Consider the following 26,154-nt stretch of genomic DNA (forward strand, 5'->3'; position numbering starts at 1 on the left):
CGTTTTCACGTACTGCGGGCGACGCTACCGAGCGACTCGTCATCTCGCCCTCCGCCGGGATCGCCGGTCGGACCAGCGCCATCATTTCGTCGACGCGGCACCCGGACACCCGCGCGCCCGGGCGCGGCCCGCAGTGGCAGGTACCAGATTCTGCTGGAGGACGTTGGCGGCCCCCGCTCGAGTCCGGAGCGGGGCACCCGTTCCTGGACAGCTCAGTCGGGCCGGCTTGTACCGGTGTTGCTCAAGCTCTGATAGGTCGGAGCACCCCTGCGCGTTGCAGTTCGACCATGTGCTCCGCCGCGCGCCGCGGGGCTTCGCCGCCTCGAACCAGCACCCCCGCCTCGATATTTCGCCGCGCAGCCGACTCGGTCAGGTTGGCGCTGCCCAGGAACAGCACGCGCCGGTCCGCCACCGCGAGTTTGGCATGCTGACGTGAGTACGCGGGGACGGACGGGCCACGTACCCAGTGCCAGAGGCGTAGGCCGGAGACCGAGGCAAATGCGTCGGCCGGTTCCCGGCCTGAGAGGAGACCGCCCGCCCCCGCCAGCGTTTCCACCACCATGTGCGTCGTCACGCCTCGGCCGACGGCCTCGGTGAGAGCCCGTGTCAGTGCCGGGTACGGGCGGGCCGCGTACGTCATGGCCAGCAATTCGTCCTGTGCCTCTTCGATGACGTCGATGAGCACCTGGGCGGTGGCCCGGACCGGTACGGCCGGTGTCGCGGGACCGCTCCACACCGTACGGACCTGCACCTCTTCCCGGGCACGCGACATAGCGGCGACGTAGCCGCGTACGTAGGCGGCAGCCTCGGAGAAGGACACCTCCTCCGCCCCCAGGGCGTCGTACAGTTCCACGACGGCCTCGCCGACCGCGGGTGTCGCCAGTTCGGCCAGAACCCTCTCCCTGCGGCGCCGCTGTGCCAGCAGGCCGGCGAGGTCCTTGCTGCGCGAGAGGCCGAGGACCGCGACCGCGGCCTCGGCGGCGGCCTCGAACCTTGGCCTGCTCACGGCAGCAGACCGACCGGTGTCAGGACCTGATCCTTGTCTCCCGAGAGCGGTACGAGGAAGCGGCGGTCCAGGAACCGGTTGCCACGCTCGCACGTGGTCTCCGACACGAAGAGGCAGACATGGCAGGCGGCTCCGTGGAGGTAGTCCGCCGGGTCGTGCGGCAGGCGCTCCGAGCACAGCGGGTCGGCCGAGCAGTGCCCGGCGTCCACCAGACAACGGCGGAGGATGCGTTCGAAATCGCGCTCCTCGGCCAGGGACACCAGACCCCCGAGGGTGCCTTCGGAGTCCGGGACGGCAGTGTAGATGAGGATGCCCGTTCGCGGGTCCTGCTCGTCCCCCGCGTAGATCCGCTCGGCGAGCGAGGCCGAGTTGTAGCCACATTCCAGGGCGATCGTGCGAATAAGCAGGTGGGAGAGTGTGTGCAGGGCGATGTACCGTGCTCCGGGCCAGCCGTAGTAGGGGTCGAAGTCGCTGGTCTTACGGTCCGACCTCCGGTTCACGCGGAACCGGGCGAAGGCTTCCCTGTGCGCTTCCATCTGTGGTGACTTCTCCACTCGGGCAGCCCAGTCGGCCATGAGGTCGTCCCGCACCCTCAGGAAGATGCCCTCGCCGCGGACCTCGCTGGCCGGTACCCAGGTCTGCGCGCCGCGGGACAGGTCCACCCGCGTGGCGATCTCCGGTGATTCGGGATCGGGGGCGTCGAGCCGGGTGAACCCGATCAGAGCGCGCGCTTCGCGCAGCCGCTCGACCTGGCGGATGTCGGCGAACAGTTCCCCGAGGGTGGGTGGTACGGGCACCTGTCTCAGGGCGAAGTCGTCGCTGGGCGTGGGGACGGGGCCGGAGAGCGCGTCCCACTCGGGCCCGAAGAGGTCGGCCTGGACGTCGGGGGCCGAAGGGGCCGGCGCGGTCGAGCCTTCCTTGCGAGCTGCGATGGCGGCGACGACCGAGTCGGCGTCGAACTCCTTGAGGAAGCCGAACTTCGGGATGCTCGCCATGAAGTCGTACTGGCCGCGTTCCGCGATGACTTGGAGATCAGGCCAATGGTCCTCAAGGAGTTTTTCGATGTCGCCCCCTTGTCCCTTGGGTAGGGCCAGGGCGCTGAGCGTGAGCGGGAACCACTGGTTGGACGCGCCCGCCACCATGAGGACCGGGGCCTGGTCGCAGCCGTCCGTCGCGTAGGTGCCCAGGTGCGGGTGGCGACCGCGGCACCGCGGAAGGTGACAGCGGCCCCGTTCGCCCATCGCCTCGCGGATGTTGCGCTTCTCGCCGCACGCGACGCATTGGATGGTCACGTTGGCGGCCTGGTTGCCGCCGTGGTCCTTCATCCGCAGTTTGGGGCGCTCCGCTTTGGTGCAGCTCCTTCCGTGGTGGACGTATAGCGTGTACGGGAATTCGTCGAGGTGGCCGACGGTACAGACGAGAGTGAAGCGGGCCGCCACGGCGAGCGGCTTGCCCTTCTTGCAGTCGTGGACGAACTTCGCCTCATGCGGGGTGCGGGGGTTGGAGTTGAGGAAGGCGAACTCATTCGTATCCACGGCTGCCAGAACGTTGCAGGCGGTGCAGCGCAGCCACTGGGGGAAGGGTGTGACAGGTATCCCGACGCCCTGTGCGGCCCAGCCCTTGGGGTCGGTGTCCCCGCCCTCCAGCCAGGGGGCCGCGCGCAGTTGCTCAATCTGTCCGCGCCCGTAGCGCTGGAGGGACCTGTTCACGGCAGCGCGCAATCGGGGTTCATCAATGTCGTAGCCGGTGATGCCCCCGTAGCTCCAGAATTCGAGTCCCTTGATGAGGACCGAGAAGTTCGGCAGGTCGACCAGGGAGCCGATGCCGGCGGTGAACATGAGGTGGCTGGGGCGGACGGCGCCGACCCTGCGATTGCCGTTGACGCTCATCGCTGTCCCCTTCCGTTCCTCGCCGTGCCGGCGTCGGTGGTTCCGTATTCGTCGCTGTCGACGATGGCCGTCACTTCGGGGTCGGCAGCGGCTTCGCGGCCGGTCGCGCCAAAGTTCCAGTCGGGTCCGCCCCCTGACGACTCCTCCAGGAAAGCGCCGCCGCCGGGGAGCAACAGGTTGATCTCGTTCTCCGTCTCACGCATCGACATGCCGACAGTCAGTTCCGTCCACTGGGAACCGTCCGCCCTGTGCAGGAGCCCGTTGACGACTGTCTTCTTGTTCTTTTCCTTGCGGTAACCGAGAGACGCGGTGCTGTCGTCCCGCTTGCGCCGCCATTCGTCCTTGAGTCTGTCCAGGCGTTCGCTCAGGTACTGGCGGGGCCGGTCGCCGCCCACCCGTTCGGCTCTTTCCAGGAGCCGGCGCTCGACCTCGCGGGCAACTGGTCCGTCGAGGTCGACCTGGGAGGCGTCCAGGTTGCGGGAGGTGTCATGGGTCGCTTGGCGCAGCGCGGCGACATAGGTGGCGGCCACGCCGCGGTCGAGGGCGCGACGGGTGAACGGGGTGACGGAGAGTGCTTCGACCCGGCGGTAGAACGTGGCGTGGTAGTGCTCGAAGTCCTCATAGTGGGCGAGGTCGCGCGGGCGTGACCAGTTGTAGAGGGTGACGACGAGGCCGGGGCGCTCGGCGTCACGGCCGACGCGGGACGACGCCTGGATGTACTCGGCGGTGTTCTTGGGCTGTCCGACCACCAGCATGAGGCCGAAGCGGGAGACGTCGACGCCGACTTGCAGCATGGAAGTGGCCAGGACGACATCGACGGCTTGTTTCGCGGTCGGCGTCATTGCGGCGCGGGGAACACGCTTCTCTTTCACGGCGACCGCGTACTCGCGCAGGAAGGCACGGCGCCGTTCGGAGGTGTCGCGCTCGGGGTCGAACTCGGTCTCCAGGCGCTTGAGGGCGGCGCCGATGTCGGCCGAGGAGATGCGCGAGGTCAGTTCCTGGACGCTGAGCATGCCGGCGCGGCTCACGATCCGGTCCGACAGTGTGTCCTGGCCTCTGCGGCTGCCGTTGGAGCGAACGCGGGTGGTGATGTCGTCGTCCATGTAGCGACGCATGCCCGCCAGTTCGCGGGTGGCGTTGAAGTAGCCGACCAGCGTCATATAAGGGTCCGCCGGTCTGCCGTAGTCGTCGAAGAGCTGCTGTCCTGCCAGGAGCAGGATCTCGGCGACGCGGATCTCGGCCGCCTTCAGTCGGGTGCCGTGGGCGCACACACCCAGGTAGCGTCGGCCGGGGTTTTCACGGCTCAGCTCCACCTGGCGGGAGAAGAAGGTGTCGCCGACGTCGAGCACCTGCGGCGGGAAGACGGCCACCTTGCGGCCGAAGACACCGAGCACCTGGTCGGCGGCGCGCTTGGTGGTCGCGGTGGAGGCGACGATCTTCGGTCCCACCTCGTGGCGGAGTCCTTCGGCATCGGTGACGCTCCAGGTGCACAGTTGGTCGACGGCCGACTCGAAGAGGCCGACGACGGTGCCGAGCGCGCCGGATATCAGGTGGAGCTCGTCCTGGATGATGAGGTCCGGGGGACGGAGCCGCGTGACCGGCTGTGCGGTGACGCCGGGCAGGTCGCCCTTGGCGTTGTGCCGGCTTCCGCAGCCCGTCTTGGCGTCGAGGTCCTCGTGCCGGTAACCGTGCCTGGGACAGAGCTCGGTGACCCGGCCGAACAGCAGACCGGCGTACCCGTTCCAGGGGAGCTGGGCGAACTTGTCCACGGTGGCGATCAGCAACGCCGGGGCCAGCCGGTAGATCTCCTCGTCGACGGTGAGGACGGGTATGCCCTCGCCGGGCGACTCCCGGCGCGAGAACGGGCAGCGGTCCTCGCCCTCCCCTCGCGGGCAGTACAGCACGACGCGGCGCCGTCCCTCGTCGTACTCCATGTGGGAGCGGGCCGTAAGGCCGCTGCCGCACCAGGGGCAGGTGAGGACCTGGAGGACGCGTGCGTGCTTGTCGCTCGCGCTTTCCTTGGCGTCCGCGATCTGTTCCTTGGCCTCATCGAACCAGTTCGGCGAGACCGCGGTTCCCACCCAGAGACCGATACGGAACGGCGTGGCGCCCCAGCGGACGTCCCGCGCGTATCCCTCACGGCGCAGTACCTCGCAGGCGCTGACCAGGGCGGCGGCCCGCTGGAACTGCTGGGCGGTCAGCAACCGCAGGGTGTAGCGCATGAGGACACCGACGCCCGCGTCGCCGCTGCGCGCCTCCGTGCCCGAACCGATGGTGCCCTGCAGCCGTCGCAGCGCGAAGGTGTAGGCGGCGAGGCCGAGGTATGCCTCGGTCTTGCCGCCACCGGTCGGGAAGAAGAGCAGATCGACGAGGGCTTCACGGCCGGTGCCGCGGTGCGGGTGTCCGGGCCGGGTGAGGGAGTCGAGGTTCAGCAGGACGAAGGCGAGCTGGAACGGCCGCCAGCTTGCCGCCTTCTTGCCCCTGGCGTGGACCTGGTCGTACGCGTCCTGGTAGGAGTCGCGGTCGTCCTCGCGGCCGGCCCGGGCGGTGGCGATGGCGGTGTTGCGGCGCTGGAGCGCCATGGCACGGTTGGCGAACCGGAACGCCTCCAGGGCCGTGTCGTCGGCCACGAGCAGGTCGATGCCGAACGTGATGCGGTCGCAGATCTCCAGCGCCTGCTCGATGGCGGTCTCCGCGGATTCACGGAGGTCGTCCGGGAGCGTGCGCGCTTTGTGACGCTGCTGTTCGAGCCAGGCACCGTAGCCGTCGGCCAGCGGGGCCAGCGCGGTGGCGAGTTCGTTCCTGTGGGCGGGAACCGCCATCTCGGCGAGTTCGTCCATGCCGAGTTCGAGCCCGCGGAGCATTTCCTGCTCCGCCAGGGACGGGGCGGTGGTGGCCGGGACGTCGTACTCGGGGAGCCAACTGGTGGTGAGCCGGTGCGCGTTGCGCTCTCCGACGCGCACGTGGGCGTGCACGGCGACGTTGCGGCCCTTGGCGTGGCTGAGGCTGTCCCGGTAGAGGAGGCGTAGCCGCCGGTCCTCGGCGTCTTCCGGTGCCGTGCCGCGGGCTGCGGGCCCGAGTGGATCGTCGACGGGCAGGAACACCGCGGCCTGATCGTCCGGGAAAGCGGTCACGTCGATCTCGGTCTGGAAGAGCCAGTGGGCGTCGCGCGCCTCGCTGCTGTCCTGCTGCCTGTTCACCAGAGCCAGTTCGACGACCCTGAGATCCTCCGCGCCGGTCGGCCCGGCATGCTGCCGTACGCGCACGTCGAGGACGACGGTGTCGCCTTCGAGCGGAAGGATCTTCTCGGTCTCGCCGGTCACGTCGATGTCCACCGGGCGCGTGACCGGCTCGCGGGACCAGACTCGACGCGTCGTCGCCTGGTCCGTGGCCTTCTCGGACTGCGTGTAGCGGCCCCAGCGGACATGGGCGCTGAGTGTGCCGACGGATGCGGGAACCGTGAACGACAGGCCCATGGACGACGCCCAGATGCGGCCTGCGGCCTGCGGGGTGAGCCGGTCCTGGGGTGCGGCGTCGTCGCCCTCCCGCTCGTCGCCCGAGTCGCCGTCCGCGCTCTGGGCCGCCGCGAGCGCGAGGCCGTCCGTGGTGACGGCCTGGGGCTGCGGACCGAGCATGCCGACCAGGTAGCGGTCGCGCGGTCCGGAGGAAGCGCTCGGCAGGTTCTCGCTCTCACCGTCCCAGGGGCCCAGCAGATCGCGGCGGATGTAGGCGACGAGCCCGTCCCGCACGGTGTACGAGTCCCCGGCACGGAACGTCTGGGGCACTTCTTCGAGTGGATGCGGAACATCGGCCGGGGCAGGCTGGGCCGGCATGCGGTGGGTCCTCTCGGACAGATCCGGTGAAGCACGAACGGTGATCGGGCGATCGAGGAACAAACGTACGACAGCACAATAAATCGTTGACTGAGTTCACACAACAAGTTCGCCGAGCCGGTCGCTCTGGACGCACCGCCTCTCTAGGCTTGCCCCAACCGCCGTTCATACGTGATCCGAGGACCCCATGCCCCGACTCGCCCTCTCCGACGACTTCGTCGCGGACCTCATCTCGCTGCAGAGACCCGTGCAGAAGGAGGTCAACGACACGATCCAGATGTTCCGGAGCATGACCGTCCCGCAACTGCATGCCAGCAAGGGGATGCATCTGGAGAAGCTGGAGCGGGCACGCGATCCACGGATCCGCACCATACGTGTCACGAAGTTCTACCGCGGTGTGCTGCTCTCCCCCGACGACGGCAGCGAGCTGTTCACCCTGCTCCGCGTCGCCCCTCACGACGAGGCGATCAACTGGGCGTGCAAACGCGCCTATTCGGTCAACGGCGCCACCGGCGGTCTCGAGGTGCGGAATGTCGAAGCACTCGAGCAGATGGCGACGTACTTCGAGACGAAGGCGGTCAGCACCCCCGCCCGCCTCTTCGAGGAGCACTCCGACACCGTGCTGCGCGACCTCGGCATCGACGACCAGGTCCTGCGTCTGGCCCGGGTCTGTGTCACGGCCGACGATCTGACGGTCATGGCGCCGCCGATGATGCCCGAGGACCAGTACGAAGTGCTGTGGTTCCTCGCGGACGGCAACTCGGCCGAGGACGTCTGGGAGCAACTGATCGCTTCGCGGGGCCAGACGGTGCGTACGGCGGAGGAGCGGCCCGCCATCAGCCTCAGCGAGGCGATCCTCAACACGCCCAACCGCATCGTCGAGGTGACGGGACCGGGCGAGCTGGAGCGCATCCTCACCGAGGACTTCACCCGCTGGCGCATCTTCCTCCACCCCGCCCAGCGCCGGTACGCCTACCACCCCGGCTTCAATGGCCCCGCTCAGGTCACCGGCGGCCCGGGGACCGGGAAGACCGTCGTCGCCCTCCACCGCGTACGCCATCTGCTGCGCACCGGGCGGGACGGGGACCGCATTTTGCTGACCACCTTCACGAACGCCATGGCGTCCACCCTGCGGGACAGCCTGGCGCTGTTGCTCGGCGACGCCGACGCCCACCTCCTTGAGCGGGTCGACGTCACGACGGTGGACTCGCTGGCCTCCCGCGTCGTCCGGGAGGCACGGGGCAGGGCGACGAAGCCGCTGTCGGCCTCTGCGGAGAAGAGCGCCTGGACGCGGGCCGTCGCACGCGAGGAACTGCCGTGGACCGAGCAGTTCCTGTCCCTGGAGTTCCGCAATGTCGTTCTCGCCCAAGGGCTTCGCACTCCGGAGGAGTACTTGCGCTGCGTGCGACGAGGGCGCGGCACCCAGGTGGGACGGGTGCAGCGGGCCCGGCTGTGGCGCGTGTTGGAACGCTTCACGGCGGACGTCGCCTCGCGCGACTCGGCGACGTACACGCAACTGTGCGACCAGGCCGCGCGCATACTGGCCGAGGGCGAGCCGCGCTACCGCCATGTCGTGGTGGACGAGGCCCAGGACCTCCACCCGGCCCAGTGGCGGGTGCTGCGCGCCTGCGTGGCGTCCCGGTCCGACGACATGTTCCTCGTCGGCGATCCCCACCAGCGCATCTACGACTCCCGGGTCTCGCTGAGCTCGCTCGGCATCAACGTCCGGGGGCGAACGTCCCGGCTGCGTCTCAACTACCGCAGCACGGAGGAGATCCTGCGCTGGTCCGCGTCCCTGCTCGACGGCCAGACCGTGGGACGGCTCGGCGAGGACGACGAGCAGGACGGCGGCCGGGACTCGTTACGGGGCTACCGCTCCCAGCTGCACGGCCGCGTCCCGACCGCACACGGGTACGCCAGTCAGGACGACGAACTGCGGGCCCTGGTCCAGCAGGTGCGGACCTGGATCGACAAGGACGGCGTCAAGCCCTCCGAGGTGGCCGTGTGCGCCCGGTTCAACACGATGGTCGACGCGGTCATCACACGCCTGCGCCGGGAACGCGTTCCGGCGGTCGCGGTGAAGGACGACCCGGGCCCGGAGGTGTCGGGCGTACGGGTGGCCACCATGCACGCGATGAAGGGCCTTGAGTTCCGCTGCGTGGCCGTCGTCGGCGTCACCGCGGCCGTGCTCCCGTTCGCCCCGCACATGACGCCGGCCGAGGTGGACCCCGTACAGCACCAGTCGGACCTCCTGGCCGAGCACTGCCTGCTGTTCGTGGCCTGCACGCGGGCCCGTGACGCGCTGGCGCTCTCGTGGAGCGGTGAGCGCAGCCGCATGCTGGACCCGGTCGTCGGCTGAGACGCGCGGGTCCCGTCGCCCGAACCGTGTTCCGTTTCGGGCGACGGGGCGTTGCCGTAGGGGGCTCAGACCCGGATCTCCCGGACAACGACCGTGCGAGTCTTGCCCTGAGAAGCGTCGTAGGAGATCTCACGCCCTGGTGGCTGCCACATCAGCGCATGGCCCAGTGGGGACGACGGCGAGATGATGTCCGCCTCGTCCGATGGCAGTTCGGCGACCGTGTAGAGAGTGTCGCTGTCGGCCTGTCCGTCGAACTCGAGGGCCAGCAGCGCGCCGGGAATGACGACCTCCGGTCCGTCGGTTCCGCCGCCGACACGAGCGGAATCGAGGAACGTGCGCAGGAAGGCCAGGCGCTTCGTACGACGGTCCCGCCGGTCGGCCTGCGTCCTGCGGAGGAAGGCCAGGTTGGCCGGGTCGACGCCGTCGGGCGAGTCGTCCGGCGCGTCGATCGCGAGCTGCAGTTGCTGGATCTCATGGACCAACCGCTGGAAGGCGGCTGCGGGAATCTGCTGCACGGGGAGCGGGCCCTGCGGGCCTCGGGCGGTTTCCGGCATCTTGTGCGGCATGGATACGGACACCGGATCCTTCGCCCCTGCCGGAGTGGAAGGGGAGGCCATCGCCTCCGTGAGAGTCGCCATGACTCCGTGCTCGATGCCCTGCGGCCCGGCACCGTGCATGGGCGGTGCCGGTCGGACCGGCGGGCCGAAGGCGTCGTCGGCATCCGCCTGCGCGCTCGTGCCTGGCTCCTGAGCCGGGATCCTGGAGTGGCCGTCGTCCTGAATGCCGGTCGGTGCCGCCTCCGGCCACGTCTCCTCCACCGGAGCCTCGGCCCCCTCCCGCACCTTCGGCGCCTCGGGGAGCGGCTCGATGCCCAGCCGGTCGAGCTCCGCCCAGAGCGGCGCGAGTGCCTGTTCCCGGTCGAGGTGGAACCGGCTTCCGCGGATGCGGACGAAGGTCCAGTCGACCCGCTCCAGGTCGCGCTGCCGGGCAGCGGCCGTCGACGCGTCCTCGCCCTCGGCGAAGGAATCACCGTCGCAGGCGACGGCGAGCCGCCGGGTCCCGCCCTCGACGACCAGGTCGATCGCGTGCCGCCCGACCCGGTATCCCGGCCGCACCCGGTAGCCGCGCCCGGCCAGCTCCAGGTACACCTTCTGCTGGAAGAGGCTGTCGAACGCCTCGTGCCGTACGTCCGGCAGGACTTCACCCTCGACCGCGACGGCGTCCTCCTCAGAGGGCCGGGTGAGGTGATCGAGCCACTGCCGCCGCAGGTCGTTCTCGTGGAACTGTTCCGTGCGCGCGCTGTGGAACACCCAGAGCTGGTCCTGCGCGCGCGAGGCAGCGACGTTGATGCGCTGCTCGTACGTCTTGCCGGTGAAGCCCCCTGGCACGGTCCCGGCGGCGGTGCTGGCCGAGTTGACGCAGGAGACGAACATGACGTGCCGCTCGTCGCCCTGGAAGTCCTCCGCGTCGCCGACCCTGATGCGCCGCTCCTCGCGCTGTTCGTAGTCGAGCCGTTCGGCGAGCAGGTTCTCCAGCTCCGCCAGGTGGCCCTTGGCGGCACGCAGGCTGATGACGCTCATGGTCTTCCCGTCATAGGCGGGATCGGCGCAACAGCGCACGACCGCGTCGACGAGTGCCTCGGCCTCGGCGATGTTGACCAGCCGGGTGTTGGTGCCGAGCGCCTCTCCGCCCTCGACGTGGACGGTGCGGACCGGGGGCAGCCGGTCGGCACCGTACTGCCTCAGCGGTTGCAGCCGGTTGTTGTAGCAGAGCTCGTTGGAGAAGGAGATGATCTCCGGCATGCACCGGAAGTGCTCCTTGAGCATGAGCGTGCCGCGGCCGGCGGAGAGCGCCTCGGTGAGGTCGAAGAAGCTGGACTCGGGGCCGAAGAGGCTGCGCACGTCCGGTTCGAGGGCGGTGAGCAGCCGGTCCCGCAGGTGGAAGTACTCGTCCTGCTTGAGGCCCACGTTGGACGGGCTGACCTGCTTGCTGTCACCGACGACCACCATGCGGTCGGCCAGCCAGCTCAGCAGCATGGCCTCCAGACCGGACTGGCTGGCCTCGTCGACGATGACGACGTCGAACATGCCGGGCTGGTCCATGGGTACGGTCTCCGCCACCGCGTGGAGCGGCATGATCCAAGCCGGTACGGCCGACTGCGCCTTGCGCAGTGCGGCCTGTGCGTCACGCCGGTAGCGGTGCTGGTACTTGCCCTTGATACGGCGTGCGGCCTGCTGGTATGCGCTGAGCGCGCGGGACTGGTCGCCGGTGAGCAGTCCGAGGCAGCGGTGCCAAGCCCGGGCGGCGGCGAGCCGCGCGAGCATGATGCGCGCCTCGTCGTCGGCCTCCGTCAGGCGTGCGCGCAGGGTGCGCTCGGCGTCCGGGTCGGTGAGCCGCTCCATGCGGTCCCGCCACGCGGACCAGGCCCAAGCCTTCGCAAGGAGCGGCAACCAGGTGTCCCAGGTGTCGTCCTGCGGGGACTGGGTGATCCGCTCGGCGAGCGAGGGGAAGATCTCTTGTACGCGGATGAGCGCGGCGTGCTGTTCGGCGCGCAGCCGGGCGGCTTCGCGGACTTCGGTCATCTCGTGGCTGAACTCGCGGTAGCCGTCCGGGTTCCGCGCCTGTACGGCGTCGAGCGCACGGGTGACGGCGGATGAGGCACCGGGCCGCTCGCTCCAGGCGCGCAGCAGCTCCTCGGTGTCCGTGATGGCTCTGCGGGACTTCTCGGCGGCGCGCAGCGTGGTGGCCGCCCGCAGCACGGCTCGTACGGCGTTCTCGACGGCCGGGTCGTGCCAGGTGGCGACGGTGAGTTGCGGTGCGGTGGCCGCCGCGGCGAGCACGTCGGTGCGGGCCGCGGTGACGGCGAACAGCGCGTCGAGAACCTCGGCCTCCTGCCGCAGGCGGGCGAGTCGCGGGCCGTGCCCCTGCCAGGCGGTGGCAGCGCTCGCCCACTCGGACTCGATTTGTGCCAGGCGCAGTTCGAGCTGGACACGCGCGAGTACGACGGCCGCGGTGGCCGGGTCCTCCGGTGTTCGTCCGTCCACCCGGACGGAGTCGACGAAGGCGCCGACGGCCTTGGACAGTTTGGAACGCATGCCGAGCGGTCCACGCAGTTTCTGACCTTGGACGAGGCCGTCGTGCAGTGCGGTGGCCTGGCCGAGCGCGGTGGCCGGGTCGTACTGCTCCAGGCCGCTGACCATCGCTGTGCCCAGGGTGGCGAGCGAGGCGTCCGCGGCCGCGAGGGCGTCGGTGACCGCCGCCTGCCGGCTGCGGGCCTGCCAGTCCTGACCCGCGGTGACCTCCCGCAGGAGTTCCGTCGCCCAAGTCCCGGTCGCCGCGGCGAGTGAAGCGGCGCGGGCGCGGGCGGCGGCGAAGGCGTCGAGAGCGGCCGAGAGCCGCTGCTGCTCGCCCTCCCCGAGGCCTCGTACCGCCGTGTCGTACTCGCCGCTCAGCGGGTCCTGCCGCACCGCCGCGTGCGCTTCTTCGGCGGAGCGCACGACGAGGACGGCGTCTTCGAAGTCCCTGGAGTCAGGCAGTTCGGACGGTCCGGGCACCTCGGCCGCGAGAGCCCGCTGGTGCGGGGTGAACGCACGCGTGGTGTGCAGGAGGCGCAGGGCGTCTTCGGCGCTCAGCGCGGGCTGCTCCTGCGGGACCGGGCCGAGCCAGTCGTACGTCACCGCCTCGGACGTGAGACGCTCGGCGATCTCCTGGAGGCTGCCGCTGTAGTCGCCGATCTCCGCCTCGAAGCGGCGGGTTTCCTGCTCCCGCAGGACGGCGAGATCCCGCAGCATGGCCTGCTGGGCAGAGCGGGCCTGGGCGAGCCGCGCCTGAAGCTTGCGGATGTCCTGTTCCGAGGCCTTGGGGTCGTAACCGGCGTACTCGCCGAGGATGCGCTGCACGGACGCCTCCAGCTCGCGCTGGGCGGAGGCGCCGTCCTCGGTGCGGCTCACGCACAGGTCACGGACGGATTCGGGCAGCTTGTCCCGCAGTACGCGCAGGGCACGTGAGGTGTGGCTGGTGATGAGAACGCGCTTGCCCTGTGCGAGGAGGTCCGTGACCAGGTTGGCGATGGTGTGCGTCTTGCCCGTGCCGGGCGGGCCCTGCACCACGACGAGCCGGTTGCCGCGCAGCCGTTCGGCGATGGTGCGCTGCTCCTCGTTGGCGGGTAGCGCGAAGTACATCTCGCCGCTGCCGGTCTCCGAGCCGTCGCCCTCGGCCGCCGCTCGGTCGGCAGCCGTCAGCGCCCCGTCGCGGCCGGCGACGTAGGCGAGCAGCTCGGTGGGGCGCGTACCGGCGTCGATCTGCCGGGCGATGGCCTTGAGGGCGTCCATCGTGGAACGGCGGTTGCGCTCCCGCAGGACGAGTGCCGGCGTGAGCCCCACCTGGGGCACGTCGAGGGTGCGCGGCTTGACCCGCTCCACCGTCGGTGAGTAACTACCGGCGCTGTGCGCCGCGTTGACCCAACTGCGCAGGGCCGTATGGAGGGCTTCCAGGTGAGCGGGGTCGGTAACGTCCGACGCACCTTCCAGAACCTCGACGATCTGCTCGCGGACCGGGCCGGGAACGTGCTGGGCCCCTTCCAGCATGCCTTCTTCGAGTTCGAGCCCGACTCCGGTCGGGTCGGGTGCGGCGGTGAGCGTGCCCGTGGACGGGTCGAGCTGGAGGGTGGCCCGGTGGGTGACCAGGTGCCGTTCGACGCGCTGGCCGCTGGTGGTCTGCCAGGTCAGCCGGCCCAGACCGAGGACGAGTTCGTACGCCTCGCCCAGGTTGGCGGCGTCCTCGTGCATCTTGTGCAGGCGGTCGTAGAGCCTGACCAGGGGGTCGATCGCGCGCCGTCGCCCCGCCCATGCCAGCCACTCCTGCTGCCACCCGGCATACAGCTTCTCGATCTTCTCCCGCTTCGGGTGCTCGTCCAGCTCGTGATACGTCTTCTCGAGCGGGATCCCCTCGGACCAGTCCGGGTAGTCGGGCTCGATGCGGCGGCGCAGGTGCGGGGCGTGGGTCTGGGTGAAGTCCCGGATACGGGTCTCGTCCACCCAGGGGGCGAGCAGCGACGCGGGGTGCGGGGGCTCCTCGCGCTCGGGGCGTGCGACGGTCAGCCAGGCCAGATCGTCGGTGGTGTCCGGCGCCGCGTCCAGCATTACCTGGACGCCTGGGTCGTGAGGCAGTTCCTCGAACCATACGGCGCCGGCCGCGCCGTCGAGCGTGCGGACGGGCCGCGCCTTGGACTCCTCTGCCTCGGCGAGGAACCGGAAGATCTGGCGGACGCGCGCGGCGTCGGTCTCGTCGGCGGACGGTTGGTGCTTTCGCGCGGGCGCGCCCGCCTTTTTGGAGCCGCCCTCCTGTCCGGAGCCGGTCGGCTGTCCGGGGCCCGTCGGCTGCGGCGGCACGGCGTCGAGCGCCCCTCGTCGAGTGGCCACGGGCTCGGGCTCCGTGGACGTGAACAGGGAGTCCTGATGCTCGCCGAAAAGCGCCGCTTGGTCCGGGAGCGGCACGGACGGAGAGGACGAGGCTTGCCGGGCTTGTACGAGGGCCGCGCGGGGATCCGTGGCGGTGGTGTCGGGCGCAGCGGCCTCACCTGTGGTGAAAGTGACGCTCTCCCTCTCGTGCCGGCCCCGGAACCGCACCTCGATGTCCAGATCCGCGGCGCTGCCGGCCGGGATGCTGTAGGCCCAGGTGGCCGAGGTCCTGCGCCCCTTGGCCAGGGTGCCTTCCAACTCGTCGTCGAGGACTTCGCTCTTGTAGTCCTGCACCTGGCGGGCCGTCTTGCCGTACGGCCCGCCGCGGACCAAGAGGCTTATGCCCTCCAGATCGATGGGGCGGCCGGTGCCGTTGCTCAGATGGAGAGTGCAGCGTACGAGGTCGTCACCCTGCCGGTACCCGTACGAGTCCTCGGCATCGGCCAACTCGTACGGCACAACATCGTCGACGTGCACATGCAGCCCGTCGTCGTACTGATGGACGGAACCGACCAGCTGCACACCGTTGCCCGTATCGCTCTCACGCTGACTCACACGCCACCCCACCGCTGCTGAGGGCCACATGGTGGCCGCCCCGTGTATTCCCCGCCCCGACCACACCGGGCACGATCGCTGGCAGCCTCCCCTGGCACACCAGCTTGACGTGTGAACTGAGCACACGCGCGACGAGAGTAGCAGCAGCATCGCATATGCCACGCGGCACGGAGTCGACCCGCGCACACCCTCGACGGCAAACAGCGTAGCGCAACGCTATGCCAGTTGACTATGTTCACAGCTATAGGCACTCTCGTTGTGCGTCAGACCGAGCTTCGATCCGCAGGAAAGGCACACGCGCCATGCACATGGAAGTCCTCGACATTTCACCCCAGTTGGCGGCGGAGTGGCTCACGCGCAATACCAACAACCGCCCCCTGAGCAAGAGCACGGTGCAACAGCTGGCAGGTCAGATCCAGCGCGGTGAGTGGCAGCTGACGCACCAGGGAATCGCCTTCGACAAGGACGGCGCACTGATCGACGGTCAGCATCGGCTTGCCGCGATCGTCAAGGCGGGAATCACGGTGCCCCTGACCGTCGCACACGACGTCCCGCGCACCGCCTTCACCGTCATGGACACCGGCCGGAAGCGTACAGGGCGGGACGCTCTCGCCCTCGCGGGCGAGGCGAACGCGACGCACCTGGCCGCGGCCCTGCGCGGGCTCCACCTGTACCTGAACGCGCCGAACTCGGCGTGGAGCGGTGGTTCGTCCGTCACGAGCAATGACCAGCTCCTGGCCATGCTCGACAAGCACCCCGGCATCCGGGACGCGCTGCAACATGGCATCGCGCTCAACCGTGCGTGCCGCATCACCGTCACGGCGGCCACCATCGGCTGGTACGTGACCAGCGAGGCATGCCCCGACCTGGACCAGTCCTCCTGGGAGGACGGGGTGGTCACGGGTGCGCGCTTGGAGCCGGGCGACCCATGCCTCACCCTGCGCAACACCATGCTCGGCCTGGCCGCGGGCCGGACGCACCGCCGCCGCGACGACTCACGCGAGCACCTGCTCTACTACCTCAAGGCGTGGAACGCCTGGGCGGAAGGCCGGACTATCAAGCTCCTGCGCCGGTCACCCAACGAGACGATGCCCAGGATCGCTGCGCAATCGAGCTTCAGGCAGGCGCACACACAGGCCTGACAAGGTACCGAAGAACCACCAAGACCAACTACCTTCTCTTGCATACGCGTTCGCCACGGCAGGGGCACTGTCCCGGAACCACGCCGACGGACAGACCGGCAACACCTTGGCACCATCAGGGAGAAAGGAAGCGCATGCGCGCCCAGGAGATCACCTTCCTGAAGCTCGTCCAAGGGGAGAAGCAGTTCCAGGTACCGCTGTATCAACGCACGTACAGCTGGGGCAGGGAGCAGTTGAAGCGGCTCTGGGAGGACATCGGCGAGCTCGTCGACCAGCATCTCGCCGGGGAGACCGTCGCCCCGCACTTCCTCGGCTCGGTGGTACTGGCCCCCGGCCAGATCCAGGCCGGCGGTGTGCAGCGATGGCTCGTCGTGGACGGACAGCAGCGGCTGACCACGCTGATGCTCGCGTTCACCGCCCTGCGCGACCACCTCAAGGACGCGGGGCACGAGCGCGGTGTGGCCAGAGCGCACCGTCAGGTGCTGGTGAACGAGTTCCAGGAGGGCCTCGACCACTACCGCCTGCTTCCCACCCAGGCCGACCGCGAGGCGTTCATCTCCTGCGTCCAGTCCCGTGCCGAGGCCGGCGGGAGCGACAACATCGGCGCGGCCTACCGCTTCTTCCGCGGCGCGCTCGCCGAGGGCCAGGAGACCGGTGAGGCGAACTGGATCAGCACCGTAGAGACCGTCCTGAAGGACCTGCTCTCGATCGTGGAGATCACCGCCGAGTCGGGTGACAACGTCTACCGCATCTTCGAGTCGATCAACAATACGGGCGTCGGGCTGAGCCAGAGCGACCTGCTGCGCAACTACGTGTTCATGCTGCTGCCCAAGCGTGGCGAGCGCGTCTATGACGAACTGTGGCTTCCCATGCAGCAGAGCCTCGGCCCGAAGAACCTCGAACTGCTGGTCTGGCTGGACCTGATCGTCCGCGGCCACAGCAAGACCAAGCAGAGCGAGATCTACCGGGAACAGCAGAAGCGGCTCCAGCCGCTGGCCAACAACGAAGAGGCGTTGCAACGCGAGATCGAACAACTGGCTGAGCGCGGCAGGCGGTTCCTTCACATCATCGAGCCGCAGCGCACCTCCTCCCCCGCGCTGCGCGCGGTACTGGAGCGCCTGGCGACCTGGGGCGGTCAGACTCACTATCCGCTCGCGCTGCACCTGCTCGACCTCGTGGACGCCGGACGCACCACGCCCGAGGACGCGGCGCAGGCCCTGCTGTACGTCGAGTCGTACCTTGTACGACGTCTCATCTGCCAGACACCCACCACCGGCCTCAACCGGATCTTCATGGAAGCCCCGAAGGAACTGGAGACCGACCGACCGGCGGCCGAGGCGGTCCGGCGGTTCCTGTCCGGCCGACGCCGTCGGTGGCCCAGCGACGAGGAGCTGCGCGAGGCGGTCCGCAGCAAGCCGTTCTACTGGAGCGGACGCCCTCCGCAGCGCAGCTACATCCTTCGCCGCCTGGAGGAGAGCTACCGCTCCACCGAGCCCGTCGACTTCGCGAAGGCCTCCCTCAGCGTGGAGCACGTCCTCCCGCAGCGCCCGGCCCCGCAGTGGTTCGAACTGCTCGCCGATGAGACCGAACCGAACCAGACACCGCAGGAACTGCACGACTCGCTGGTACACACTCTCGGCAACCTGACGCTGACCGGCGACAACTCCAAGCTCTCCAACCACCCCTTCCAGCGCAAGCAGCAGATCCTTGAATCCAGCGCCCTGCGCATGAACCTGGAGATCGCCTCGGCGGAACGCTGGGGCAAGGCGGAGATCCTCGCCCGAGCAGACCGGCTGACGGAGCGCGCCGTCGAGCTGTGGCCCGGCCCGATCGGCGGCGTGAAGCCGGCCGGCGAGGAGTGGCCCGGCTGGGCCGAACTGCGGGCGGCCCTGGTGGCCATGCCCAGCGGCACCTGGACGTCGTACGGCGACGTCGCCGAGCTGATCGGCAGTCACCCGGTGCCCGTCGGCACCTACCTGGGATCCAACTCGTCCGTCATCGGCGCCTACCGGGTCCTGACCTCGGAGGGCAAGGTCTCCCCCTCCTTCCGCTGGTCGGACGGCGTAAACCGGCAGCCGCCGAAGGAACTGCTGCTGGGCGAGGGCGTGACGTTCGACGCCGCGGGCCGGGCGGATCGTTCGCAGCGTCTGACCGCTCCCGAACTGGCCATCCTGCTGGGCAAGGACGTAGCTCAGCCGGTCACGCCCGATCCCCTGCCGGACGAGGAGGACGCGGACGCGGCCGAGCGCTTCCGCACGCAATTGCGGGAACACGCGCCAGAGGCCGTCACCGGAGTGGCGGCAACACTCGACTTCTGGCGCGGCCAGGGCGGCCATGTCGCCTACGGCCGGAACGAGGAGACGAGCTGCTTCCCGAAGCTGGACGCCGGCACGAGCGAACGCCCCCATGTGCTGTGGCCCTTCGGCATCTACCCCGTGAGCGGAACGGTCGAGGTCGTCTTCGAGTACCTCAAAACCCGCACCCCCTTCGACGACACGGAACAGCGCCGCGAACTGCTGCGCCGCCTCAACAAGATCGACGGCATCGACCTGCCCGAGGCGAAGCTGGAACTCCGCCCGTCGTTCCCGGTCCGGGTGTTCGCGGAGCACGCCGACGAGATCTGCGGGGTGCTGGACTGGTTCGTGCATACGGCTGCGCTGGATCTGGCTCGGAGGCAGTGAGACATCAAGGCGCAGGCCTCCTGTTCCGGGTAAGACAGAAGGCACGAGACCGAATGAGCCGATCGTTTCCAGGCCGGACTCCTGGAATGCCGACGACGGAGCAGGCGCACTGCCCCGACGCCGCGTACCCCTATGCGACCGCCTTGCACCGATACAACGCCTACACGCTCATACCAATGTGACCTTTCCTGCCCCATACTGCCCAGGAGAGGTCCTCTGGCATATTCGGGACCTGGGGGTGAGAGCTGGGGGGAGCTCATGTCCGATGCGCGTCTTCAGTGGCTTCAAGAGGCCGTTTCCGTCTTCGGTGCCGAATGCAAACAGAACCTGGCGGGTCCCGGTGACCGTGAGGCAGCCATCCGCACTCCGTTGGAGCAGCTCTTCCGGACTGTAGCCGTGCACCGCGGGCACAAGGAGATCAGCTGGTCTCCGGAGACCCGCATCCCCCACCTCGGCGTACGCCCCGACTACGCCGTACGCGTCGGCCCGGACGTGACCGGCTACATCGAGGTGAAGCGGCCCGGAAAGAACATCGACCCCGAATCCTTCACCGGTCACGACAAGCGGCAGTGGGAGCGTCTGCGCGACCTTCCCAACCTCCTCTACACCAACGGCACGCACTGGCGCCTCTTCCGTTACGGCATGCAGTTCGGTGATGAGGTCGTGCTCTCCGGACCGCTCAAGAGCGCCGGAGCAAAGCTCATAGCTGAGGATCTGGCCGTCTTCGACGCCCTTGCCCAAGCTGTACTCGGCTGGGAGCCACCCAAGATCCGGCGGGTTTCGGTCCTCGTACAGCACATCGCCCCCCTGTGCCGCCTACTGCGTGAGGCCGTGCGGGAGCAGTTACGGGCCGAGGCCGTACTCGACGCGGACGGCCCCGCCGCCGATCGCCCCTTCACCGGCCTCCGCGGCGACTGGCGCCGGTACCTCTTCCCCACCGCGGACGACGCGACCTTCGCCGACGGGTACGCCCAGACCATCACCTTCGCGCTGCTCCTCGCCCACACGGAGAACATCCCGCTCACCGGCACGACCTTCCACGAGATCGGCCGCCGCCTAAACGCGGGTCACGCCTTGATGGGCAAGGCCCTTCAGCTCCTCACGGACAACATCAACGAACGGTTCGAGGTGACCCTCGACCTCCTTCCCCGCACCATTGCGCAGGTCGAATGGGAGACCATCCGGCAGGGCAACCGCGACGCCTACCTCCACCTATACGAGTCGTTCCTGTCCGTCTACGACGACAAACTCCGCCAGCGCAGCGGTTCGTACTACACCCCGCACCAGGTGGTGGAGGAGATGACCCGCCTAACCGAGGAAGTCCTGCGCACCCGCCTGGGCAAGACGCGCGGCTTCGGCGACGAGAGCGTGCACATCGTCGACCCCGCCATGGGCACCGGCACCTATCTCCACACCATCATCGACCGGGTGGCGCGGCAGGCCGCCGAGCGTCACGGCGAAGCGATGGCGCCCGACGCGATCGGCCGCCTCGCCACGCGCCTTTACGGCTTCGAACTCCAGATGGGGCCCTTCGCCGTCGCCGAGCTCCGCACCGCCGACCTGCTGAAGAAACACGGAGCCGAACTCCCACCGGGCGGCCTCAACCTCCACGTCACGGACACGCTCGACGACCCGTACGTCAAAGAGGAACAGCTCCCCTCCACGTACGCGGCCCTCTCGGTGTCACGGACCCGGGCCAACCACGTCAAGGCCAACGTCCCCGTCACCGTCGTCATCGCCAACCCTCCGTACGACGACAAGGCCGAGAACCGGGGCGGCTGGATCGAAAAACGGGTGAAGGGCCAGGGCCGCCCTCCCCTGGACGACTTCCGGCTTCCCGGGAACGGCCGGTATGAGCACGCCCTCAAGAACCTGTACATCTACTTCTGGCGCTGGGCCACATGGAAGGTCTTCGACGCCCACGAGGACGACCGGCACGGCGTCGTCTGCTTCATCACCCCGTCCGCGTTCACCACCGGCCCCGCCGGGCGCGGCATGCGCGACTATCTGCGCCGGACGTGCGATGAGGGATGGGTCATCAACCTGTCGCCCGAGGGACAGCGGTCGGACGTGTCCACCCGCGTGTTTCCGCACGTCGCCCAGCCGTTGTCGATATGCGTCTTCGTACGACGGGCGGACCACGCAGCCGACGGGCCGGCGCGAATCCACTACAGGGCACTGCACGGCAAGCGGGCGGAGAAGTTCGCTCAGCTCCGGGACTTACACCTGGACGACGGCGATTGGCGGGACGCCCACACGCAGCAGGTGCAACCGTTTACACCAGCCGCCTTGTCGGCATGGGAGGAATACCCGCCGCTCGACACCCTGTTCCCATGGACCAGCCTGGGCATCACGACGAACAGATCATGGGTGAGCTCTCCATCGGACGAGGTGCTCAAGCGTCGGTGGGCTCGGCTTCTCAGCGAGCAGGACGCGGATACGAAAGCCTTCCTGTTCAAAGAGACGCATGGTCGCCAGCTTGCCTCAAGACCGATGCACCTCTCCGAGCACCCTCACCCCGACAGGACCATCCACCAAGAGACCCGTGGCCGTCCACACCTCAAGCGCATCTCACTGCGTAGCTTCGACCGTCAATGGATTGTCGCTGACAACCGGGTACTCGACCGCCCACGGCCCGACCTGTGGGAGTCCCTGCAGCCGGGGCAAATCTTCCTCAACCAGCAGAGCAGCCATGAGATCAGCAGCGGTCCCGCCCTGGTGGCGACCGCGCTATTACCGGACACTCACCACTTCAACGGCCGAGGCGGCAGAGTGCACCCCCTCCTCCACCCGGACGCCAGCGCCAACGTACCTACCGGCCTGCTCCGGTACCTGGCCTCCGTCCTCGGTACCCACGAAGTGACGGCGCACGACCTCGCCGCCTACGCCGTGGCCGTGACCGGGCACAGCGCCTTCACCGAGCACTTCGCCGACGAACTGCTCACCCCTGGCGTCCGGTTACCCCTCACCCGTGACCCGGTTCTGTGGAACGAAGCGGTCCGAACAGGACGCGAGTTTCTTTGGGTAGCGACCTACGGCGAGGCGGGTACGTCAGCCGATGTGTCGGCAGCAGCTCAGGACGGCGTGGGGTTCCCCTCGGGAGACCCGCGCCAGGTGCGGTACGTGACGGGGATCGGCACCGTCGTACCCGACACGCTCACCTATAACGGGGAAACCGGCACCCTCCATGTAGGCCCAGGCACTTTCACGGGAGTCCCGCCGGAGGTCTGGCACTACGAGGTTGGCGGCATGCGCATAGTCAAGAAGTGGTTTGGCTACCGAAAAGCCTCCCCTACCAGTAGAAAGACCAGCCCTCTGGACGACATGCACGTCACGAGCTGGCCGAGGGAGTGGACCGAGGAGCTGATTGACCTGTTGTCCGTCCTGCGCCGACTGGTCGATCTCTCACCCGCGCAGCAGACGCTCACTACGAGCATCGTGAACGCACCGGTCATTACCGTGGCCGACCTCACGTCGGCGGGCGTACTCCCCCTGCGGCCCGGAGCGACCCGTGCCCGGCGCCGTGTCGTCCTGGACTTCGGCGAGTCGGACGAGTCATGACCGATCGCTGCCTGCCCCACCGTCGCGGACGTAGGACTGCGCCTCTTCGAGGGACCATGTCCCCTCCGCCAGCCGTGCCAGGGCATACCCCGCGGCGCGGGGCGCCGCCCCCAGTGACACGGTGTCGGCGAAGGACACCACCGCGCTCAGGCGGGCGGTCAACTCGTCGCACTCCTCGGCGCGCAGAGCCGCAGCCCCGAGCGGGGTGAGCCGGAGCGTGCCCCCGCTACCGTTTCGCTTCTCGACCAGCCCGGCCCACAACAGGCCGGGCAGGACGTCCCGGACCTCGCCCGTGTCAAGGCCCCGGGCCGTGTAGGACTCCGGCGCCGTGTCGAGGGCCGGAAGGTCGCAGAGATCCAGTTCCCGCAACAGGCGTTGCTGGAGTGGCGAGAGCGGATCAATGGGTACGAGCATGGCCCCCAGTATGGCCCGCCCCGTGCGCCCCACTGCCCTGTACCGGGGGTTGACGAGGCGACACGGGACATTCAAAGCACGGAGGAGTCAACGTGACGACGATGCCCGCTGGAGTTTCCGTCCCCGACCGCGTGGACGTACTCGGCCAGGCAATACCTTTCGACCGATCCCGTTGGACGCCTCTCCTGCCGGACTCCGGTTGGTGGCCCCCGGAACTCGACAACTGTCCGATGGTGTCCGCCCGTCCCAGGGTCGACCGCAACACGGTGTTCGCTGTCGCTCGTCGCTCAGACACCGTCGAAGGTCGCCGACACCTTCTGACCGCCGCCCTCGTCTGGGGCACCGGCACCAAGGCGCAGTCGGTCGCACGACGCGCTCGCATCTTCCAGGAGTCCACGCCCCAAGACATCGACGCCCGCCTGGAGACCGTGCTCGGCGTGCTGCGGGAGAAAGGGGCAGTCGAGGCGTACTACGCCTTCAACAACGACCACCGGATCAAGTTCCTGGGCCCCGCGTTCTTCACCAAGCTGCTGTACTTCGCCGGTCACGTGCAACCTACCGGGCAGTGGCGGCCGTTGATCCTGGACAGCATCGTCGCCAAGACGATACGGGCCATCAACCCCGACGAGAAGTGGCGCGGAAGCGGATGGACCACACCGGACTACGCCCGGTATCTGACCATCGTCCACGACCAGGCACGACAAGCAGGCGTCCTACCCGACCAAGTAGAGGCCGCGTTGTTCGTCTACGGCAAGCAGCTGGGCTGACACACCGGTCCCGATGCCTCCGCCTTTACTGCCGCGTACGTCCGGTATTCCAATTCCTCGGCCTCTTCGACCGATCTCACTCGTGCGCTAAGTTCACAGCAAAATGCTTTGTAAGCGGCAACCATCTAGCGCAACAGAAGCATCACGCGTAGCTTCTCGACGCACGGGCCGAGCACCGGGGAGCCGACCCGCGGGGAGGGGGAGGACGTGTGCGGAAGGGAAGGTTTGCGTATGAGCAGGCTGAGCGCCGTCGCACACCCTGCGCATGCACACGCGGAGCCGCGTCGGCCATTGCAGCACGGCGGCATCGGGTGCCGAACTGAAGCGACACGACTCCGTGGTGCGTTCACGAGCGCCGATGCCGTATCTGCGAACAACGCCCCGGTATGAGGCAGCACAGCCCTGCTGGTCACGCGTCACACCTTCCCTTCCCGTGACGCAGGCCCCTGATCCCGACTTATGCGGCGCAACTCACGAACACTGCGACACCGAGGCGAGGACATGACTCTCTCTGCTTACGAACAACAGGAGTGGGACAGACTTCAGAAGCGGAAGGCGGATTCTCTCGCCAAACAGCCGAGAAGCTTCCTTCCACCGTCAGCTCGGGATCGACTCGCTTCACTCGGGCAGAAGGCAAGGAACGCCCCGGGCGCCGACAAAGTCGCTGCCGCCTACAGCGGGGCCGCAAAGGGGCTGGGTAAGGCTGTGGGTGGCACCGCAAGCCGGACAGTGAGCCAGAAACGTGTCGTCGAGCAGTACCGACGTGCTGGACACGAGATCCCCGAACTGGACGAGATCCGTAAGCTCGACCTCCGGATCATCGACGCGGTCGCGAGACACAACTTGGTCCGCTACGGGCACGCGCTCTCGGCCGCGGCCACCGGCCTCGGTTCCGCTGCAGCTGTGACAGGCGGAGAGGCTCTCGCCAGCGCCGGAACCGTCGCCGGCGCAGGCGCGGGCGCCGCACCCGGAATCGGAGCCGTAGCCGGGGCGATGGCCGCTGACACTGCCCTGATGCTCGCCCTATCCTCTCGAACGGTCGCCGCCACCGCTCTCTACTACGGCTACGACCCCAACGATCCCGAGGAGGAGCTTTTCGCGATGTCCGTGATCGCTCTCGGGATGTCCACGGGCACATCGGCGAAGACGGCAGCGTATGCAGAACTGTCCCAGCTCACTCAGATGCTGGCGAGAAACGCCCCTTGGGACAAGTTGAGCGAGAAGGTCCTCACCAAGATCGCACAAGCTTTCGCGACTAAGTTCTCGCAGCAGCTGACGAAGAAGAAGCTCGGGCAGTTCGTGCCCATCGCCGGCATGGCTGTCGGGGCGGGACTGAGTTACCTGCTCATCGATCGAGTCGCCGTCGCAGCGGGCGACGCGTATCGTGAACGCTTCCTGATCGAGAAGTCAGGCGGCGACCTGGCCGGTGCTCAAATCTACGACGACACCGACCTCCCTCAGGACGACGACGCGATACGTGTGATCGAACTGCTCCGGGAGGAGGACGTCCTGCCGTCGCCCGCCCCCTCCGACCCCCAGGACGAGCCGAACGACTGAGCTCGGCGAAGTCCGATCCATGACCGGTGTTCGCTTTCGAATCCTTGGGGGTCCTATGCGCCACGAGCCCGAGTTCGTTTCCTATGCCAAGGGCTGCATGAGCTGCCTGGTGCTGCTGGCGATCGTTGTGGCGATCGGCTCGGCCGTGGTCCAGTCGGTAGGTCTTGGCACTGTGGTGCTCTTCATCCTCTTCGGCATAGCCTTCGCGGGCTTGATGTGGCGTCTTACGGTAGCCAGCGGCAAAGCAGCCGATGCAGCCCTTGAGAAGAGGGAACAGACGAAGGACACCTGACCTTTGGGTGGTGAACACGGTCCTGAAGCGTCGAGTCACCGGCAACCGGGGTTCACTGCCCGGGCGACGCGACGTCATGCCTCCATGACCGGCCTGGGAGGCATCACGGACACGCACTCGACGGCGCACTCGTCACGGAACCGGCTATGCGTCCGGCGTCCTGAGGCACACCTCGGCCCACACGGTCTTGGTGCATGAGTCGGGAGCCGTGCAGCCCCAGCAGTCGGCGTACGCCTCGACGAGGAGCAGTCCGCGGCCCGACGTCTCGTCGTCGATGGGCTCCGCGATCACGGGCGGCGGGAGGCGTTCGGGTTGGGTGTCGGTCACCTCGACGCGGAAGCCGGCGGGCAGGAGCCGCAGCGTCAGGCGGAAGTCCCTGCCGGGGAGGCTGCCGTGGCGGACGGCGTTCGACGCCAGCTCGGCGGTGATGAGGGCGACCGCGCGGGCAGGGTCGGCGTCGTATGGCAGGCCCGTCCACTCGGTGAACTGCTGGACGGCCAGTTGGCGGGCGAGGCGAGCACCGCGTCTGCTGTTGCTGAAATACACGGTCAGTTGGCGGACGGGCGTCACAGGCGGCTTGCCCGCGCTGGTGAGTTGCTGGTGGGTCACGGTGTCAGCGTGCGGGGTGGTCGGCCCGCT

13 protein-coding genes are annotated in these 26,154 nt (G+C 68.6%); 7 read left to right on the plus strand and 6 right to left on the minus strand.

From position 1 onward, the window contains the following. Nucleotides 1–241: 241 nt before the first annotated feature. The 3 genes from drmC to drmA are packed head-to-tail and all read right to left on the minus strand — an operon-like array spanning nucleotide 242 to nucleotide 6,680. A complete protein-coding gene (gene drmC, locus ACIRF8_RS21085) occupies nucleotides 242–1,006 on the minus strand; it encodes a DISARM system phospholipase D-like protein DrmC (RefSeq protein ID WP_404216904.1) in 765 nt (254 codons plus the stop codon). Beyond that, entirely contained in the window at nucleotides 1,003–2,895 is a 1,893-nt protein-coding gene (gene drmB / locus ACIRF8_RS21090; RefSeq protein ID WP_404216905.1) for a DrmB family protein, read from the minus strand. Before drmB ends, drmC begins: the two co-directional genes overlap by 4 nt. Further along, on the minus strand, nucleotides 2,892–6,680 hold the full coding sequence (drmA, locus tag ACIRF8_RS21095; RefSeq protein WP_404216906.1) for a DISARM system helicase DrmA: 3,789 nt from the start codon (nucleotides 6,678–6,680) through the stop codon (nucleotides 2,892–2,894). Before drmA ends, drmB begins: the two co-directional genes overlap by 4 nt. Before the next feature lie 235 nt (nucleotides 6,681–6,915). On the opposite strand from drmA, the gene ACIRF8_RS21100 reads away from it, so the two are divergent. Next, nucleotides 6,916–9,087 (plus strand): UvrD-helicase domain-containing protein, encoded by a 2,172-nt coding sequence (locus ACIRF8_RS21100; protein WP_404216907.1) that lies wholly within the window; start codon nucleotides 6,916–6,918, stop codon nucleotides 9,085–9,087. A gap of 65 nt (nucleotides 9,088–9,152) precedes the next feature. On the opposite strand, the gene ACIRF8_RS21105 is transcribed toward ACIRF8_RS21100, so the two are convergent. Then, nucleotides 9,153–15,101 (minus strand): AAA domain-containing protein, encoded by a 5,949-nt coding sequence (locus ACIRF8_RS21105; RefSeq protein ID WP_404216908.1) that lies wholly within the window; start codon nucleotides 15,099–15,101, stop codon nucleotides 9,153–9,155. A gap of 308 nt (nucleotides 15,102–15,409) precedes the next feature. Here ACIRF8_RS21105 and ACIRF8_RS21110 point away from each other — a divergent pair, with 308 nt between their 5' ends. The 3 genes from ACIRF8_RS21110 (at nucleotide 15,410) to ACIRF8_RS21120 (ending at nucleotide 22,485) form a co-directional block, all read left to right on the plus strand. Beyond that, the gene (locus ACIRF8_RS21110; RefSeq protein ID WP_404216909.1) at nucleotides 15,410–16,243 is read left to right on the plus strand and encodes a hypothetical protein; all 834 of its coding nucleotides are present in this window, start codon (nucleotides 15,410–15,412) and stop codon (nucleotides 16,241–16,243) included. A gap of 134 nt (nucleotides 16,244–16,377) precedes the next feature. Continuing rightward, entirely contained in the window at nucleotides 16,378–18,924 is a 2,547-nt protein-coding gene (locus ACIRF8_RS21115; RefSeq protein ID WP_404216910.1) for a DUF262 domain-containing protein, read from the plus strand. Between the two features lie 258 nt (nucleotides 18,925–19,182). After that, nucleotides 19,183–22,485 carry a type ISP restriction/modification enzyme gene (locus ACIRF8_RS21120; RefSeq protein WP_404216911.1) on the plus strand — a complete coding sequence of 1,101 codons (3,303 nt, stop codon included), beginning with the start codon at nucleotides 19,183–19,185 and terminating at the stop codon, nucleotides 22,483–22,485. On the opposite strand, the gene ACIRF8_RS21125 is transcribed toward ACIRF8_RS21120, so the two are convergent. Beyond that, on the minus strand, nucleotides 22,480–22,899 hold the full coding sequence (locus ACIRF8_RS21125; protein ID WP_404216912.1) for a hypothetical protein: 420 nt from the start codon (nucleotides 22,897–22,899) through the stop codon (nucleotides 22,480–22,482). The two genes, ACIRF8_RS21120 and ACIRF8_RS21125, sit on opposite strands and share 6 nt — an antisense overlap. Before the next feature lie 101 nt (nucleotides 22,900–23,000). Here ACIRF8_RS21125 and ACIRF8_RS21130 point away from each other — a divergent pair, with 101 nt between their 5' ends. The 3 genes from ACIRF8_RS21130 (at nucleotide 23,001) to ACIRF8_RS21140 (ending at nucleotide 25,515) form a co-directional block, all read left to right on the plus strand. Continuing rightward, the gene (locus ACIRF8_RS21130; protein WP_404216913.1) at nucleotides 23,001–23,666 is read left to right on the plus strand and encodes a hypothetical protein; all 666 of its coding nucleotides are present in this window, start codon (nucleotides 23,001–23,003) and stop codon (nucleotides 23,664–23,666) included. A 501-nt stretch (nucleotides 23,667–24,167) separates the two neighbouring features. Then, complete coding sequence (locus ACIRF8_RS21135) at nucleotides 24,168–25,223, plus strand: EcsC family protein (protein WP_404216914.1); 1,056 nt, start codon at nucleotides 24,168–24,170, stop codon at nucleotides 25,221–25,223. A 55-nt stretch (nucleotides 25,224–25,278) separates the two neighbouring features. Beyond that, complete coding sequence (locus tag ACIRF8_RS21140; protein WP_404216915.1) at nucleotides 25,279–25,515, plus strand: hypothetical protein; 237 nt, start codon at nucleotides 25,279–25,281, stop codon at nucleotides 25,513–25,515. A gap of 144 nt (nucleotides 25,516–25,659) precedes the next feature. Here ACIRF8_RS21140 and ACIRF8_RS21145 read toward each other — a convergent pair whose 3' ends face one another. Beyond that, complete coding sequence (locus ACIRF8_RS21145; protein ID WP_404216916.1) at nucleotides 25,660–26,124, minus strand: ATP-binding protein; 465 nt, start codon at nucleotides 26,122–26,124, stop codon at nucleotides 25,660–25,662. Nucleotides 26,125–26,154 lie beyond the last annotated feature (30 nt).

The sequence above is a fragment of the Streptomyces sp. NPDC102406 genome (assembly GCF_044765725.1).
Lineage (GTDB): Bacteria > Actinomycetota > Actinomycetes > Streptomycetales > Streptomycetaceae > Streptomyces.

What these genes read in the sequence shown, in the direction of transcription:
- ACIRF8_RS21110 (WP_404216909.1), top strand. Translation starts at nt 15,410, where the DNA reads ATGGAAGTCCTCGACATTTCACCCCAGTTGGCGGCGGAGTGGCTCACG.
- ACIRF8_RS21100 (WP_404216907.1), top strand. Translation starts at nt 6,916, where the DNA reads ATGCCCCGACTCGCCCTCTCCGACGACTTCGTCGCGGACCTCATCTCG.
- drmB (WP_404216905.1), bottom strand. Translation starts at nt 2,895, where the DNA reads ATGAGCGTCAACGGCAATCGCAGGGTCGGCGCCGTCCGCCCCAGCCAC.
- ACIRF8_RS21120 (WP_404216911.1), top strand. Translation starts at nt 19,183, where the DNA reads ATGTCCGATGCGCGTCTTCAGTGGCTTCAAGAGGCCGTTTCCGTCTTC.
- ACIRF8_RS21130 (WP_404216913.1), top strand. Translation starts at nt 23,001, where the DNA reads ATGCCCGCTGGAGTTTCCGTCCCCGACCGCGTGGACGTACTCGGCCAG.
- ACIRF8_RS21140 (WP_404216915.1), top strand. Translation starts at nt 25,279, where the DNA reads ATGCGCCACGAGCCCGAGTTCGTTTCCTATGCCAAGGGCTGCATGAGC.
- ACIRF8_RS21115 (WP_404216910.1), top strand. Translation starts at nt 16,378, where the DNA reads ATGCGCGCCCAGGAGATCACCTTCCTGAAGCTCGTCCAAGGGGAGAAG.
- ACIRF8_RS21135 (WP_404216914.1), top strand. Translation starts at nt 24,168, where the DNA reads ATGACTCTCTCTGCTTACGAACAACAGGAGTGGGACAGACTTCAGAAG.
- ACIRF8_RS21125 (WP_404216912.1), bottom strand. Translation starts at nt 22,899, where the DNA reads ATGCTCGTACCCATTGATCCGCTCTCGCCACTCCAGCAACGCCTGTTG.